Genomic DNA, 14,568 nt, shown 5'->3' on the forward strand with positions numbered 1-14,568 from the left:
GGTGGCGCGCGGCTGCGGGGTGGGGCGTGGGGGTGTGCCGGGGTGGGGTCCGACCGGCACGGCGACCGTCGCCGGGATCGCGCTCAGGCGGGGGTCTTCGCCAGCCGACTGGTGTCCGCCTCCCCCTGGTCGGTCTCCCGTTGCGCCGACTCCGGCCGGTCCGGGCTGTCGTCCGACTCGTCCTCGTCGAGCATGGTCGCCTCGTCGAACGGTCGCTGCCCGGCCAGTACGGCCCGCGCCTGCTCCCGGTCGAACTCACCCGTCCAGGTGCCGATCAGCACCGTCGCCACCGCGTTGCCGGCGAAGTTGGTCAGCGCCCGGGCCTCGGACATGAACCGGTCGATGCCGACGATCAGGCCGACCCCGTCGACCAGGTCGGGACGGTGGCTCTGCAGACCGCCGGCCAGGGTGGCCAGCCCGGCGCCGGTGATCCCGGCCGCACCCTTCGAAGCGATGATCATGAAGACCAGCAGCGAGATCTGCTCGCCGATGCTCAGCGGCTTGCCGAGCGCCTCGGCGACGAAGAGCGAGGCCATGGTCAGGTAGATGGCGGTGCCGTCGAGGTTGAAGGAGTAGCCGGTCGGGACGGTGATGCCGACGACGGGCTTGCTCACCCCGAAGTGCTCCATCTTGGCGATCAACCGGGGCAGCGCCGACTCGGAGGAGGAGGTGGAGAGGATCAGCAGGAACTCCCGGCCCAGGTACTTCAGCAGGGAGAAGATCGAGATCCGGGCGATCAGCCAGAGCAGCAGGCCCAGGAAGACGATCACGAAGATGACGCAGGTGACGTAGAAGCCGACCATGATCTGGGCGAGGCTCTTGAGCGCGTCCACGCCGGTCGCGCCGACCACTGCGGCGATCGCCCCGAACGCGCCGATCGGCGCCAACCACATCACCATCGCGAGGATCTTGAAGACCAGCCGCTGTGCCACGCCGACCGCGCGCAGCACCGGCTCGCCCCGACGGCCCATCGCCTGCACGGCGAAGCCGACCAGGAGCGCGACCAGCAGGGTCTGCAACACCTCGCCCTCGGTGAGCGCCGAGAACAGCGAGGTCGGGATGATCCCGAGCAGGAAGTCGACGGTCCCCTCGCTGTCACCACTGACCTGGGCCTGTCCGGCGGCGGCCTGGGTCGCGTCGAGGTGCAGGCCGGAGCCGGGGTGCACGATGTTGCCGACGACCAGGCCGATGGCGAGCGCCACCGTCGACATGATCAGGAAGTAGCCGAGCGCCAGACCACCGACCTTGCCGACCTTCGCGGCCTGCCGGACAGAGCCGACACCGAGCACGATCGTGCAGAAGATGACCGGGCTGATCATCATCTTGATCAGCGCGACGAAGCCGGTGCCGATCGGCTTCAGTTCCTTGGCCACGTCGGGCGCGACAAAACCGACGATGATGCCGGCGACGACGGCGACGATCACGGCGAGATACAGGAAGCGGGTCCGGTCCCGTCGCGGCCGGATGCTGGTGGGGGTGTGCATGAGGTCACACTGACCCGCAGCCCGTCCCCGAGGCAGCCTTGCGTTCATTGTGTTCACCGGCCAGACTCCGGACGGACCCAGAATCCGGCCGCGACCTCGAACAACGGCCACCCGTGCAACCGGAGAGCAGAGAGAGCACTGCAGCGCATGTCCAGACGGTGGAGCATCGCCGGTCAGCTCTTCGCCCTGCAGGTCCTCGTGGTCACCCTGCTGGTGGTGGCCGGCATGGTCGGCGCGGTGCTGCTGGCCCGTGCCGACGTACGGACCGCCGCGCGGGAACGGGTCCTCGCCGTGGCCGAGGCGGTCGCGCACTCCCCCGACGTGGTGACCGCACTGCGCTCCCCCGCCCCGACGGCCGCCCTGCAGCCGTACGCGGAAGCCACCCGACAGGCGACCGGGACCGATTTTGTGGTGGTGATGGCGCCGGACCGGACCCGCTACTCGCACCCGAACCCCGACCGGATCGGCGAGCCCTTCGTCGGCGAGATCTCCCCGGCGCTCGCCGGCCGGGCGTTCACCACGATCAACGTCGGCACCCTCGGCGAGTCGGTCCGGGCGGTGGCGCCGGTCCGCGCCGGGAACGGCGAGGTCGTCGGCCTGGTGTCGGTCGGTATCACCACCGAGGCGATCAACCGGAAGCTGCTGGCACAGGCGCCCGCGCTGCTCGGCGCCACCGCCGCCGCGCTCGCCCTGGCCGCCGCCGGTTCGTGGCTGCTCAGCCGCCGCCTGCGCCGCCAGACGCACGGCCTCGGCCCGGCCCAGATCACCCGGATGTACGAGTACTACGACGCCGTGCTGCACTCGGTCCGGGAAGGGCTGGTGGTGCTGACCCCGGACCGCCGGGTCGCCCTGATCAACGACGAGGCCCGGCGCCTGCTCGGGTTGACCGAGGCGGAACCGACTCCCGACCAGGCAGCCGCCAGCCCGGCCGGAGACCAGGCAGCCGCCGGGCCGGGCGGAGCCTCGGACCAGGCAACCGGCAGGCCGGGCGGGGAGCCGGCAGCCGTCGGGGCGCCGGTGAACCGGGAGGCGGCCGGAGCCAACCGGGCTCAGGACCGGCACGTGGCCGAACTCGGGTTGCCGCCGGCCGTGACCGAACTGATCGCCTCCGGTCGGCCGGCACACGACGAACCGATCATCGCCGGCGACCGGATGCTGGTGGCCAACCAGCGGGAGACCACCTTCCACGGCCGCGCCGCCGGCACCGTGCTGACCCTGCGAGATCACACCGAACTGCGGGCGCTGGCCAGTGAACTCGACTCGGTACGCGGGCTGACCGAGGCGTTGCAGGCCCAGGCGCACGAGTCGGCGAACCGGCTGCACACCGTACTGACCATGGTCGAATTGGGGCGTACCGACGAGGCGGTACGGCTGGCCACCGCCGAACTGTCGTTGGCCCAGCAGCTCACCGACCGGGTCGTCGGCGCGGTCACCGAACCGGCGCTGGCCGCCCTGCTGCTCGGGAAGTCCGCCCGGGCCGGAGAACGCGGCGTGGACCTGACGGTCGACCCCGGTTCCCGGCTCGACGGACACCCGCTGCCCATCGGTGACCTGCTCACCGTCGTCGGCAACCTGGTCGACAACGCACTTGAGGCGGTCGCCGGCACCGCGCCGCCCCGGCGGGTCCGGGTCCACCTCGGGGCGACCCAGGCGGAGGTGACGGTCCGGGTCACCGACAGCGGTCCGGGGCTCGACCCGACCCAGGTCGCCGACGCGTTCCGCCGGGGCTGGTCGACCAAGAGCCCCGGACGCGGGCTCGGCCTGGCCCTGGTCGGCCAGGTGGTGTCCCGGTACGACGGCACGGTCGAGGTGACCCGCCCCGCCGAGGGTGGCACCCTGTTCAGCGTCCGGCTGCCCATCCCCGGCCACCCGACAGACCCGAACCACTCGAGGATCCCGGGCGACCCGACAGACCTGAGCGACCCGACAGACCAGAGCGACCCGACAGACCAGAGCGACCCGACGGGCCCGAGCCACCTGACGGACCTGAGCGACCCGGCGCTTCCGACCGGCCCGGGGCGGGCGACGACCGCGCCGGAGACCCGTCGGTGAGCGTCATCCGGGTGCTGGTCGTCGAGGACGAGCCGCTGCTCGCCGACGCGCACCGGGCGTACACCGAGCGGGTGCCGGGATTCCAGGTGGTCGGCGTCGCGCACACCGCCCGGGAGGCCATGGCGGCGCTGCGGGCGGACGGCGGGGCGGGCGTGGATCTCGTACTCCTGGATTTCCGGCTGCCCGACCTGCACGGCCTGGACGTCTGTCGGGCGTTGCGGGCCGCCGGCAGCGACACCGACGTGCTCGCGGTGACCTCGGCCCGGGACCTCGCCATGGTGCGCGCCGCGGTCGCCCTCGGGGTGACCCACTACCTGCTGAAACCCTTCACCTTCGCCGCGTTCCGCGACAAGCTGGAGCGGTACGCCGAGTACCGCCGGCAGGCGCTCGTCGACGGTACGGTGGTCGCCCAGCACGAGGTGGACCGGATGTTCGCCACCCTGCGCGGCGCGGACGCCGACACTCTGCCGAAGGGGCTCGGCCCGGAGACCCTGGACGCGGTGCTCGCCGCGCTGCGGGCCGAGCCGGGGCTGTCGGCCACCGAGGTCTCGACCCGGACCGGCATCTCCCGGGTGACCGCCCGGCGATATCTGGAGCACCTGGTGAGCGTTGGTCGGGTCAGCCGGAGTTCCCGGTACGGCACGCCGGGCCGACCGGAGGTGGAGTACCGGCCGACCTGACCTGCGGCAACCAATCAGGCACGTAGGGTCATGTCATGCCTGTGGTGCCCTGGTGGGGGGTGCTTTCCGCGGTGGCGGCCCCGGCACTCCTGGCCGTCGGGTGGACCCTGGCGGCGGTCCGTGAGCCGGACGGATACGACCCGGTCTCCGACACCATCAGCCTGCTCTCCTCCTACGGACCCGTCGACCGGCTGATCCTGATCACCTGCCTCGCCGGGCTCGGGCTGGCACACCTGGTGACCGCGATCGGCCTGCGTTTCGTGCCGCTCGCCGGACGACTCGTGTACGGCCTCGGCGGCCTGGCGACCATCGTGGTGGCGTCGGTGCCGAAGGTCGACTCGGTCACCCCACCCGCACACGGGATCGCGGCGGTGGTCGGCTTCGTGGGGCTGGCGGCCTGGCCGGCGGCGGCCGCCCTGGCACCCGGGCCTCGACGCACCGCCGGAACGGCACAACCAGCCAGTGGACAGGCCGCCGGTACACAGGGAGCCGGCACACGGGCGGCCGGCGGACGACCCGGCCGGCCCTGGGTGCTCCGCCGGCCGGCGGGACTCGTCGCGAGCGCGGTGATGCTCGGGACCGGGTTGTGGCTGGCGCTGCAACTGCCGGACGGCCCGACGGCCGGACTGGCCGAACGGGTGACCGCCGGCGCGGAGGCGATCTGGCCGCTCGTCGTGGTACTGGTCGGTCTGCGCTGGTACCGCCACCACCGGATCTGACCACGCCACACCCACAGACCGACGGGGCGGCGAACACCCCGGCCGCGCACCGGCGGGCCGGCGAACACCAAGGCCCGGCCGCGCACCGGCGGGCGGGCCTTGGTCGGGGCCGACGACAGCGGAGGGTGGCGGTGCTCCGGAACGGACCGGGCCGCCGTCCCGCTAGGGAGACGGCGGCCCGGTGGGCGGATCGGATCGGGATTGTCAGTAGACGCTGACGCCGTACGCGTTCAGCGCCTCGACAACCGGCTGGAAGAAGGTGACGCCGCCGCTGGAGCAGTTGCCGCTGCCGCCGGAGGTCAGCCCGAGCGCGGTGGTACCGGCGAAGAGCGGGCCGCCGCTGTCACCCGGCTGGGCGCAGACGGTGGTCCGGATCAGCCCGGAGACCGTGCCGCTGCCCTGGTAGGTGACGGTGGCGTTGAGCGCGGTCACCCGGCCGCTGCGCACCTGGGTGGTGCTGCCGCTGCGCTGTACCGACTGGTTGACGCTCGGGTTGGCGGCACCGGTGATGTCCCGGAAGGTGCCGTTGTAGAGGGTGACGTCGCCGGGCTGCTGAGCGACGCCGCTGGCGTACCGGACGATGCCGTAGTCGTTGCCCGGGAAGCTGCTGCCGGCCCGGGTACCGATCACCGATCCGCCGGAGCTGGCCGACCAGTTCGCGCCGGCGTTGGTGCAGTGCCCGGCGGTCAGGAAGTAGTAGGTGCTGCCGCTGCGTACGTTGAAGCCGAGCGAGCAGCGGCTGCCACCGGTGTAGATCGCGTTGCCGCCGGAGATGGTGGTGCTCAGCGTTCCGGGGATCGCCTGCACCCGTACCGCGCCGCCGAACGGGGCGACGACGGACTTGATCTTCGCCAGCTTGGCCCCGGTGACGGTGCTGTCCACGTCGACGATCACCTGGTTGCTGACCGGGTCGACGTACCACGCGGTGCCCGGGATCCGGGCCGACCGGTCCAGTTCGGCGGTCACGCTGGCCAGTTCGGCGGCGCCACGGGCGACGATCCGGGGGGTCGCCCCCGACGCCCGGACCTCACGGGCGGCGGCCTCGTCGGTCACGGTGACGATCATCTTGCCGGTGGCCTCGTCCAGGTACGTCCCGGCCGAGCGGGCGCCGAGCCGGTCGGAGAGCGCCGTGGCGGCGTCCGGGGACGCGGCGGCCACCGGCGCGGCGGCGTACGCCGGCATGCCGGACAACATCCCGGCGACGAGGGTGCCGGCGCTGAGTACGACCGCGGCACGACGGATCGGGGACCTCGTGGGTCGCATGGAGCCTCCCAAGGGGGGTTTGGAGGTTTCTGCGCCGCCTTGCGGCACATCTTCCACGAGTATTTAGACATATAAGATCATGAGCAAGACTCGTAACATATCGACTGCAGCAGGGCGTACGCCTTATGGATCCGCTTTCGTGACGGCCCACGAAGCGCCATTGTTCCCACTCAGGTGTATCTATATGATCTGGCGCACCCCGATTGGCCCAGGCACCCCGATCCGGAGGCCGCCAATGTCCCGTACCGCCACCCTCCCCCGCCCGATCCGGAAAACCCGCTCCGTCCTGCTCGCCACCGCCGCCCTCGTCTCCGCCGTCACCCTCGGCGCCGTCGGCCTCGGTGTCCCGGCGAGCGCCGACCCCGGTCCCCCGCCCGCCTCGATGGCCAGCATGGGCGACTCGATCACCCGTGGCTTCAACGCCTGCGGCTGGTACGTCGACTGCCCGTCCCGCTCGTTCAGCACCGGCACCGAAGCCTCGGTCAACAGCCACTACCTGCGGATCCGTACGGCGAACCCGGCGATCAACGGCCGGAACCACAACGTCTCCCGGTCCGGGGCGAAGTCCGCGGACATGCCCGGCCAGGCCGACGCCGCCGTCGCCCAGAACGTCGGGTACGTCACCATGCTGATCGGGGCGAACGACGCCTGCACCAGTTCCGAGTCGAGCATGACCTCGGTGGCCACCTTCCGGGCGAACATCGACAACGCGCTCGGCCGACTGAGGGCCGGGCTGCCGAACGCCCGGGTTTTCGTGATCAGCATCCCCGACATCCAACGGCTCTGGTCCGTCGGGCGCGGCGACCTCGCCGCCCGGACCGCCTGGTCGCTGTTCGGCATCTGCCAGTCGATGCTCGCCAACCCGACGTCCAACAACCAGACCGACGTCGACCGCCGCGACCGGGTACGGCAGCGGGTCGTCGAGTTCAACACCCAACTCGCCCAGGCCTGTGCGGCGTACGGCAGCAACTGCGGCTTCGACGGCAACGCGATCTTCAACTACCCGTTCAGCCTCGGCCAGTTGTCCGGCTGGGACTACTTCCACCCGAACACGGCGGGCCAGCAGGTCCTCGCGGAGGTCTCGTACGGCGCCGGTTTCGGCTGGTAGCCGGTGGTGGTGGAGCCGCGCCGTCCCGTCGGTGGCGGCTCCACCACGACGGCGCCGGGGCGTCAGCCGACCGGCACCCGACGGTGGGCGCCCGGCCCCGGACGGGGTACGACGTCCCGGGGGTTGGCCACCTCATGGCCGGCCGCGCAGTGCAGCACCGCCCGCACCTCGGCGCCACAGTCCCGGTGCACAGTGGTCAGCGGTGAGCCCTCCGGGTCGGCCAGGTGCCGGTCACCCCACTCCAGGACCGCCACCAGGACCGGCCACAGTTCCAGTCCCATCGAGGTGAGCCGGTACTCGTGGCGCAGCCGGGCGCCCGGTTCCCGGTACGGCTCCCGCCGCAGCACGCCCCGTTGCACCAGCATCGCCAGCCGGGCGGTGAGCACCTGACGGGGTATGCCGGTCCGCTTGCGCATGTCGTCGAAGCGTCGGATGCCGCTGAACACCTCCCGCAGCACCACCAGGGTCCAGCGTTCGCCGAGCACCGCCATGGCCCGGGCGATCGTGCAGTTCTCCACCGACCAGTCGAGCGCCTCGGGGGTTGTCATGCCGCCAGGCTAGGTCTTATTGACAGACCCAGCAAGGGACTGCCAGGCTGCGTCCATGACCCAGACGCAGCCCGACACGCGCCACCGCTCGTTCTCCTGGTCGGACCCGGCGGAGAGCGCTGCCCAGTTCGGCCGACGCGACGGGCTCGACCTGCTCCGCGCGATGATCGCCGGCGAGGTGTCCGCGCCACCGGTCATGCAGATGGTCGGCCTGGAGCGCTTCACCGCCGATCCGGGCCGGGTGACGCTCGAGATGACCGCCCAGGAGTTCCACTACAACCCGCTCGGCAGCGTGCACGGCGGAGTGCTCTCCATCCTGCTGGACACCGCCGCCGCGTGCGCCGTACACACCACCCTGCCGGCCGGGGTCGGTTACACGTCGCTCGATCTCAACGTCCGGTTCCTCCGGCCGGCCACCGTCGCCAGCGGCGTGCTGCGCTGCGAGGGCACGGTCATCCAGCGGGGACGGCGCACCGCGCTGGCCGAGGCGAGACTCACCGACGACCAGGGCCGACTGATCGCGTACGCCACCTCGTCCTGCCTGCTCTTCGAAGCCTCCTCGGTCGAACCCGCCGACACAGCGACGACGCGGCCGACAGCCTGACCCGCCCGGGTGACAACCGACGTCGCCGACCGACGGTGACGCCCGCTGTTCACCCCGCCGCCGGCCCGTGTGGCGCCCCGGGCCGGTAGCCGACCAGCCCCTCCCCGGTCGCCGCGACCAGCACCTGCGGCAGGGCGACCAGGTCGTCCACGACGTCGTCGAGATCGGTCGTCCACCGGGGCAGGAACTCGTCGGTGACCGGACACCAGAGCAGCGTCCGGCCATCGGCGGCGACCAGCCAGCTGTCCTGTCCCGATCGCACCACCGCGAGCGCCCGCACCGGCCCGGTGGCGGTCAGCACGACCACCGGCTCCGGCACCCCGGTCCGGACGGGCGGACCGCCCGGCTCCGGGCCGACCCGGGTCGTGGCGACCCGCTCCGCCTCGAGCAGATCCGTCACGTCAACACCGCGGACCACCCCACTCCGCCCGGCGCCGTACACCAGGGCACGTCCGTCGACGGTCGCCGCCGTCACGGCGTACGCGGCACCGCCGTGACCGGACAGCACCACGCCGAGACTCCGGTTGGCGCGCGGGTCCCAGAGAACCACCGTGTCGTCTCCGGCGGCGGTGAGCAGAACCGGCACCCCGGCCAGCTCGGTGCTGACGACCGCATGGATCGGCCCGGAGTGCCCGACCAGTGGACCGACCACCGTGCCGGTCGCGACGTCGATCCGGAAGAGGCGTTCTCCCGCTGTCAGCAGCAGCATCCACGCCCCGTCCAGCAGTGTCGAGGCGAGCGGACCGAGTGGACCGTCCGGCCCCAGGACCCCGTCGGGGCAGGACAGCGCGGTCCCGAGCCGCTCCCCCGTAGCCGGATCCCAGACCGCGATCCCGTCCGGACCGGTCTGGGCCAGCACCGGCCGGTCACCCGGCACCAGCAGCGGGACGTCCCAAAGCCCGTCGACGGGTACGTCCACCGTGCTGCCGTCCACCGGGTCCAGGCCCCGGACGGCCCGGTCGGGCAGCCCGGCCAGCACAACCGGGCGGCCGGCGAACTCGACCGTGGCCAGCCGGACCGGACCGACACCCGACGGCGGGACGTCGGGTTCCGAGGTGGTCGCCGCCGCGCCGCGTCGGAGGGGGTACGGCCGCTCCGGTTCCCAGGTCCACACCCTTCCGGCGGTGTCCCCACAGACCAGTGTCGACCGGTCGGCGATCTCCACCACCGTCATGCTGGTCAGGGCCGCCTCATAGGGATGGTGGTACGCCTCGCCCAGCTGTCGGCCGGTCTCCGGCAGCCATCCGCGTACCGTCACGGCGTCGCTGCTCCAGATCACCGGACGGCCGTCGAGCCGTCCCACCTCGACCGAGTTGACGGTGTCCAGGTGTCCGGCGAACGACGGTCCGAGCGGTGGGCCGCCGGGCACCGCCCACACCCGGGCCAGTCGCCCGGCCGCGCCGAGCAGCACCGACCGGCCCTGCCAGGTCGCGAACCGCAGGGCGCTGACGAGTCTCGGCTCCTCGAAACGACACTCGCCCAGCCGTTCCACGCGGGCGCCGGCGCCGTCGACGGCCAACCGCCAGAGCGTGATCTGGCCGGTGGTGCCGCCGAGTGCCACCAGACCGTCGTCGTCCCATTCCGTCGCGGCCAGCGCGGCGATCCGTCCGCCGTCCGTCCGTACCGTCGCCAGCCGTTCGCCCCGCTCGGCGGTCAGTGTCCAGACCTGCAGTTGCGACGCCCCGCCGGCCAGCACCGCGACCGGGCGTCCGTCGAGCGCGACGGTGGCGAGCGCCCGGGCCTCACCGCACCACCGCCGCCACCGCAGGCGTCCGCTGGCGAGGTCGCTGACCTGCAGATGGCCGGTACCACCGGCGGACACGATCATCCGTTCGCCGGCGATCCGGGTGGTCACGCTGACGCTCGCGTAGGGCCGGTCGTCCGGCGCGCCGATCAGTCGGCCGTCAGCCAGGTCCAGGACGACGCGGGTGCCGGCATAGCTGGTGACCAGCACCCGGGGTCGGCCGGTGCGGTCGTCGGAGTAGCTGACGAGTCCGGTCACCCACGCCGGTACCGGCTGGTGGGGACCGAGCCGGCCGGGCGACGGCCGGACGTTTCCCCACGACCACGCCGGCTGCCAGTCGCGTCCGCCGGGGCCGGAGGCTCGCCACGTGGAGTCGTCGGTCGTACGCCAGATCCCTCGGCCGGTCATCGGGGCCGCGCCATCATGGGGTCACCGCCGGTCGGCCAGGCTCGGGCCGCCGGTGCGGTGCCGGGCGCCGGACGCCCCGCCCCATCGAGCCTCATCGCATCGACGGACATGCCCAGCTATGGTAGTCCGGGTCGCCTCCGTCGCGGTGGTGCCGGAAGGAGCGGCATCCCCGGCAGGAGTGGACATAGCGGCCCGAGCGACCCGGCGGTGACCGGCACCCTGACGGCAGCACCGCCACAGCGGGCGCCCGGCAGCAGGACGGGATGTGACCCGCCCTCGCCACGACGGTTTCCTAGACCGACAGCAGGGCGTGCACCGACGGATCCTGCAGTTCGGTCCGTTCACCGGAGCGGACCACCTCGCCGGCGTCCAGGATCACGAACCGGTCGGCGAGCCGCAGCGCCAGCTCCAGATACTGCTCGACCAGCAGGATCGCCAAACCGAGGTCACGGTGCAGCCGCTGCACCGCCTCCTCGATCTCCAGGATGATCGACGGCTGGATGCCCTCCGTCGGCTCGTCCAGCAGCAGCATCTTCGGTCGGCTCACCAGGGCGCGGGCAATGGCGAGCTGCTGTTGCTGACCGCCGGAGAGAAAACCGGCCCGGCGCCGCAGCAGGCCGCGCAGTGCCGGGAAGAGGTCGAGTGCCTCGTCGACCGCGCCCCGGCTGGCCGCACCCGCCGCCTCGGCAGCCACCTGCAGGTTCTCCCCCACGGTGAGCTGTGGAAAGGTCGGATGCCCCGGCGGCACGTAACCGAGACCGAGGCTCACCCGCTGGTGGGTTTTCAGCCCGGTGACGTCCCGGCCGTTGAACAGCACCCGTCCGGACCGGACCGGCAGCACACCCATGATCGCCTTCAGCAGGGTGGTCTTGCCCACCCCGTTGCGCCCCATCACACAGACCAGGTCGCCGGCCGGGGCCACCAGGTCGACCCCGAAGAGCACCTGTGCCCGGCCGTACGCCACGTCGAGACCCTGCACCGTCAACACCTAGGACGCCTCCTTGACCAGTCCGGCGGTCTCCTTGCGGGATCGGCCGAGATACACCTCCTGCACCCGGGGGTCGGCCTGCACCTGGGCGACCGTCCCCTCGCAGAGCAGCCGTCCCTCGTGCAGCACGGTGACGGTGCTGGCGAAGCGGCGGAGGAAGTCCATGTCGTGTTCGACCACGACCACCGTGTGGTCCCGGGCCACCTGGCGCAGCAGCTCCCCGGTCCGGGCCCGTTCGTCCCGGCTCATCCCGGCCACCGGCTCGTCCAGGAGCAGCAGCCGGGGTTGTTGGGCCAGCAGCATGCCGATCTCCAGCCACTGCCGCTGACCGTGCGAGAGCACCGCCGCCGGGCGGTACGCCAACTCGGCGAGGCCGGTGGTCTCCAGCGCGGCGGCGACCTGGTCCGACACGTCGCGGCGGCGGCGCAGCCGGGCGGCGAGCGGTCGACGGAAGCTCGCCGCGAGGTCCAGATTCTCCAGCACGGTCAGCTGCTCGAAGACGACCGAGGTCTGGAAGGTACGGCCGATGCCCAGTTGGACGATCCGGTGTTCCCGCCGTCCGACGAGTTCCTCGCCGGCGAACCGTACCGAGCCGGAGGTGGGCCTGGTCAGGCCGGTGATCACGTCGATGAGGGTGGTCTTGCCGGCCCCGTTCGGGCCGATCAGGAACCGCAGTTCACCGGCGGAGACGGTGAGGTCGAGGTCGGTGACGGCCCGGAAGCCGGAGAAGACGACGTTCAGGCCACGGATCTGGAGCAGCTCGGTCACGATCGCACCTCGTCCCGTCCGGCGGGCACCGTGCCGGCGGGCACCGGTGACGCGGTGCCCGCCTCCGGTGCCGGCGTGCCGGGGGTCGACGAAGCAGCGGCGGTGGGCCCGACGACGGCCGGCACACCGGGGTCCGGTACGACGCCGGGGTGCGGCCGCGCGGTGTCGGGTACGGCGACGGCCACCGGACCGGACCGGCCACCGGAGCGACCGGCGAACCGGTGCCGTACCGCGACCCGGGCGTCGGTGAACAGCCCGGCGAGGCCCCGGGGCGCCCAGAGCATCACCACCACGAACATCGCTCCCTGCAGATAGACCCAGTTGTCGGCCGACTGCTCGCTGAAGATGGTCTTGGCGTAGTTGACCAGCAGCGCCCCGCCGACCGCGCCGGCCAGCGAGAACCGGCCGCCGACCGCCACCCCGATCAGCAGCTCCAGCGAGGCGACGATGCCGAGGGTGGCCGGGCTGAGCAGGCCGACCATCGGCACGAAGAGCGCACCGGCGATCCCGGCCATCCCGGCGGAGACCGCGAACGCGATGGTCTTGACCACGGCCGGGTCGTAGCCGAGGAACCGTACCCGGTCCTCGCCGTCGCGGACCGCGACCAGCAGTTGGCCGAAGCGGCTGCGGGCGAGCTGCCAGGCGATCAGGAAGACGACCCCGAGCACGCCGGCCACGACCAGGTAGAGGACCCGTTTGTCGCCCGCCTGGTAGAGGTCCAGTCCGAAGAACATCTGGAAGTTGGTCAGGCCGTTGGTGCCGCCGGTCAGCCCCTGCTGACCGACGAGCAGGATGACGAAGGCGGCGGCGAGCGCCTGGGAGAGGACCGCGAAGTAGGCGCCCCGGACCCGCTGCCGGAAGACCAGCAGACCGAGCAGGACGGCCACGGTCACCGGCAGCAGCACCACCATGGCCAGCGCGAAGACCGGATTGGCGAACGGCCGCCACAGCGCCGGCAGGCTCTCCACCCCGCTCCAGACCATGAAGTCCGGCAGTCCGCCGGGCCCCGCCTCGCGGAGTTTGAGGTGCATGCCCATGGCGTATCCGCCGAGGCCGAAGAAGACGCCCTGGCCCAGGGTGAGCATGCCGCCCCGCCCCCAGGCCAGGCCGATGCCGACCGCGACGATGGCGAAGCAGAGGTACTTGCCGAGCAGGTCCAGCCGGAACGGCGAGAGCACCGCCGGCGCGATCAGCAGCAACAGTGCCGAGCCGACGAAGAGTGCCGGCCCGGCCAGCCGCCACCGCGGCGTGGCGGCCGCCGGGCCGGCCCCCTTCCGGGGTACGTCCACGGCGGCGCTCACGACAGCGCCCGGGTACGGACGACGAACATGCCCTGCGGACGGAGCTGGAGGAACCCGATGATCACGGCGAACACCACCACCTTGGCGAAGCTGGCTCCGTTGTCGACCCAGAACTCGACGAAGCTGTTCAGGATGCCGAGGGCGAAGGCGGCGATGACCGCGCCCCGTAGCTGTCCGAGACCGCCGGCGACCACCACCAGGAAGGCGTCGACGATGTAGTTGGTGCCGAGGGTCGGGCCGACCGGGCCGATCAGGGTGAGGGCCACCCCGGCCACCCCGGCCAGGCCCGATCCGATGAAGAAGGTGAGCTGGTCGACCCGTTCGGTGGCGACGCCGCTGGCGGCGGCGAGCTGCCGGTTCTGCATGACCGCGCGCATCCGGCGGCCGTGCTTGAGCCGGGTCAGGTAGACCCAGATCGCCAGCACGCAGCCGACCGCGAGCAGCATGATGAAGATCCGGTTGTACGGCAGTCGTACGCCGCCGAGGTCGAGTCCGCCGGTCAGCCAGCCCGGCGCCCGGACCTGCACGTTGGGCGCGCCGAAGATGTCCCGGGCGACCTGTTGCAGGATGAGGCTGATCCCCCAGGTGAGCAGCAGGGTGTCCAGTGGCCGGCCGTAGAAGTGCCGGATGGCCAGCCGTTCGAGGATCAGTCCCAGCAGCCCGGCGACGCCGAAGGCGACGGGCAGGGCGACCAGTACCGACTGGCTGCCGACCAGCGGCTGCAGCAGGTACGCGGTGTACGCCCCGGCCATGATGAACTCGCCGTGGGCCATGTTGATCACGCCCATCTGGCCGAACGTGAAGGTCAGGCCGAGTGCGATCAGGAGCAGCACCGCTCCGATGCTCGCGCCGATGACCAGTTGGTTGAGGGTCGCCATGCCCGTCGTCACCTCCGTCCGGG

General features: G+C 72.2%; 13 protein-coding genes. 5 read left to right on the forward strand and 8 right to left on the reverse strand.

Translation table 11 applies throughout. The features are described 5' to 3' along the window. Positions 1-83: 83 nt before the first annotated feature. Positions 84-1,484, reverse strand: coding sequence for a cation:dicarboxylate symporter family transporter (locus V1633_RS25750; protein WP_331216981.1), 1,401 nt, complete (start codon positions 1,482-1,484; stop codon positions 84-86). A gap of 147 nt (positions 1,485-1,631) precedes the next feature. Between V1633_RS25750 and V1633_RS25755 the strand changes: the two genes are divergently transcribed. Genes V1633_RS25755 through V1633_RS25765 form a run of 3 tightly spaced genes read left to right on the forward strand, consistent with a single transcriptional unit; the run spans position 1,632 to position 4,935 of the window. Further along, positions 1,632-3,536: a sensor histidine kinase gene (locus tag V1633_RS25755; protein WP_331216982.1), complete on the forward strand. Its 1,905-nt coding sequence runs from the start codon at positions 1,632-1,634 to the stop codon at positions 3,534-3,536. Then, on the forward strand, positions 3,533-4,216 hold the full coding sequence (locus V1633_RS25760) for a response regulator (protein ID WP_331216983.1): 684 nt from the start codon (positions 3,533-3,535) through the stop codon (positions 4,214-4,216). The genes V1633_RS25755 and V1633_RS25760 overlap by 4 nt, the downstream gene beginning before the upstream one ends. Positions 4,217-4,251: 35 nt before the next feature. After that, positions 4,252-4,935: a DUF998 domain-containing protein gene (locus V1633_RS25765; protein WP_331216984.1), complete on the forward strand. Its 684-nt coding sequence runs from the start codon at positions 4,252-4,254 to the stop codon at positions 4,933-4,935. A gap of 204 nt (positions 4,936-5,139) precedes the next feature. Here the strand turns inward: V1633_RS25765 and V1633_RS25770 are convergent, their stop codons facing one another. Beyond that, a complete protein-coding gene (locus V1633_RS25770; RefSeq protein ID WP_331216985.1) occupies positions 5,140-6,198 on the reverse strand; it encodes a S1 family peptidase in 1,059 nt (352 codons plus the stop codon). A 235-nt stretch (positions 6,199-6,433) separates the two neighbouring features. On the opposite strand from V1633_RS25770, the gene V1633_RS25775 reads away from it, so the two are divergent. Beyond that, positions 6,434-7,306: an SGNH/GDSL hydrolase family protein gene (locus V1633_RS25775; protein WP_331216986.1), complete on the forward strand. Its 873-nt coding sequence runs from the start codon at positions 6,434-6,436 to the stop codon at positions 7,304-7,306. A gap of 62 nt (positions 7,307-7,368) precedes the next feature. On the opposite strand, the gene V1633_RS25780 is transcribed toward V1633_RS25775, so the two are convergent. Next, positions 7,369-7,854, reverse strand: coding sequence for a winged helix-turn-helix transcriptional regulator (locus V1633_RS25780; protein ID WP_331216987.1), 486 nt, complete (start codon positions 7,852-7,854; stop codon positions 7,369-7,371). 55 nt (positions 7,855-7,909) lie between these two features. On the opposite strand from V1633_RS25780, the gene V1633_RS25785 reads away from it, so the two are divergent. Then, complete coding sequence (locus V1633_RS25785; RefSeq protein ID WP_331216988.1) at positions 7,910-8,458, forward strand: PaaI family thioesterase; 549 nt, start codon at positions 7,910-7,912, stop codon at positions 8,456-8,458. Positions 8,459-8,507: 49 nt separating this feature from the next. Here V1633_RS25785 and V1633_RS25790 read toward each other — a convergent pair whose 3' ends face one another. The 5 genes from V1633_RS25790 to urtB all read right to left on the reverse strand — a co-directional run bounded on the left by V1633_RS25790 (position 8,508) and on the right by urtB (position 14,545). Then, on the reverse strand, positions 8,508-10,610 hold the full coding sequence (locus tag V1633_RS25790; protein ID WP_331216989.1) for a WD40 repeat domain-containing protein: 2,103 nt from the start codon (positions 10,608-10,610) through the stop codon (positions 8,508-8,510). Between the two features lie 292 nt (positions 10,611-10,902). Next, positions 10,903-11,598: an urea ABC transporter ATP-binding subunit UrtE gene (gene urtE, locus V1633_RS25795; RefSeq protein WP_331216990.1), complete on the reverse strand. Its 696-nt coding sequence runs from the start codon at positions 11,596-11,598 to the stop codon at positions 10,903-10,905. Continuing rightward, positions 11,599-12,366: an urea ABC transporter ATP-binding protein UrtD gene (gene urtD, locus V1633_RS25800; protein WP_331216991.1), complete on the reverse strand. Its 768-nt coding sequence runs from the start codon at positions 12,364-12,366 to the stop codon at positions 11,599-11,601. Beyond that, positions 12,363-13,667 (reverse strand): urea ABC transporter permease subunit UrtC, encoded by a 1,305-nt coding sequence (gene urtC, locus V1633_RS25805; protein ID WP_331216992.1) that lies wholly within the window; start codon positions 13,665-13,667, stop codon positions 12,363-12,365. The genes urtD and urtC overlap by 4 nt, the downstream gene beginning before the upstream one ends. After that, entirely contained in the window at positions 13,664-14,545 is an 882-nt protein-coding gene (gene urtB, locus V1633_RS25810) for an urea ABC transporter permease subunit UrtB (protein ID WP_331216993.1), read from the reverse strand. Before urtB ends, urtC begins: the two co-directional genes overlap by 4 nt. Positions 14,546-14,568 lie beyond the last annotated feature (23 nt).

Origin of the sequence: Plantactinospora sonchi (assembly GCF_036422035.1) — a bacterium.
In the GTDB taxonomy this organism is placed as follows: domain Bacteria; phylum Actinomycetota; class Actinomycetes; order Mycobacteriales; family Micromonosporaceae; genus Plantactinospora; species Plantactinospora sonchi.

What these genes read in the sequence shown, in the direction of transcription:
- V1633_RS25765 (WP_331216984.1), top strand. Translation starts at nt 4,252, where the DNA reads ATGCCTGTGGTGCCCTGGTGGGGGGTGCTTTCCGCGGTGGCGGCCCCG.
- urtB (WP_331216993.1), bottom strand. Translation starts at nt 14,545, where the DNA reads ATGGCGACCCTCAACCAACTGGTCATCGGCGCGAGCATCGGAGCGGTG.
- V1633_RS25780 (WP_331216987.1), bottom strand. Translation starts at nt 7,854, where the DNA reads ATGACAACCCCCGAGGCGCTCGACTGGTCGGTGGAGAACTGCACGATC.
- V1633_RS25775 (WP_331216986.1), top strand. Translation starts at nt 6,434, where the DNA reads ATGTCCCGTACCGCCACCCTCCCCCGCCCGATCCGGAAAACCCGCTCC.
- V1633_RS25785 (WP_331216988.1), top strand. Translation starts at nt 7,910, where the DNA reads ATGACCCAGACGCAGCCCGACACGCGCCACCGCTCGTTCTCCTGGTCG.
- V1633_RS25770 (WP_331216985.1), bottom strand. Translation starts at nt 6,198, where the DNA reads ATGCGACCCACGAGGTCCCCGATCCGTCGTGCCGCGGTCGTACTCAGC.
- V1633_RS25790 (WP_331216989.1), bottom strand. Translation starts at nt 10,610, where the DNA reads ATGACCGGCCGAGGGATCTGGCGTACGACCGACGACTCCACGTGGCGA.
- V1633_RS25750 (WP_331216981.1), bottom strand. Translation starts at nt 1,484, where the DNA reads ATGCACACCCCCACCAGCATCCGGCCGCGACGGGACCGGACCCGCTTC.
- V1633_RS25755 (WP_331216982.1), top strand. Translation starts at nt 1,632, where the DNA reads ATGTCCAGACGGTGGAGCATCGCCGGTCAGCTCTTCGCCCTGCAGGTC.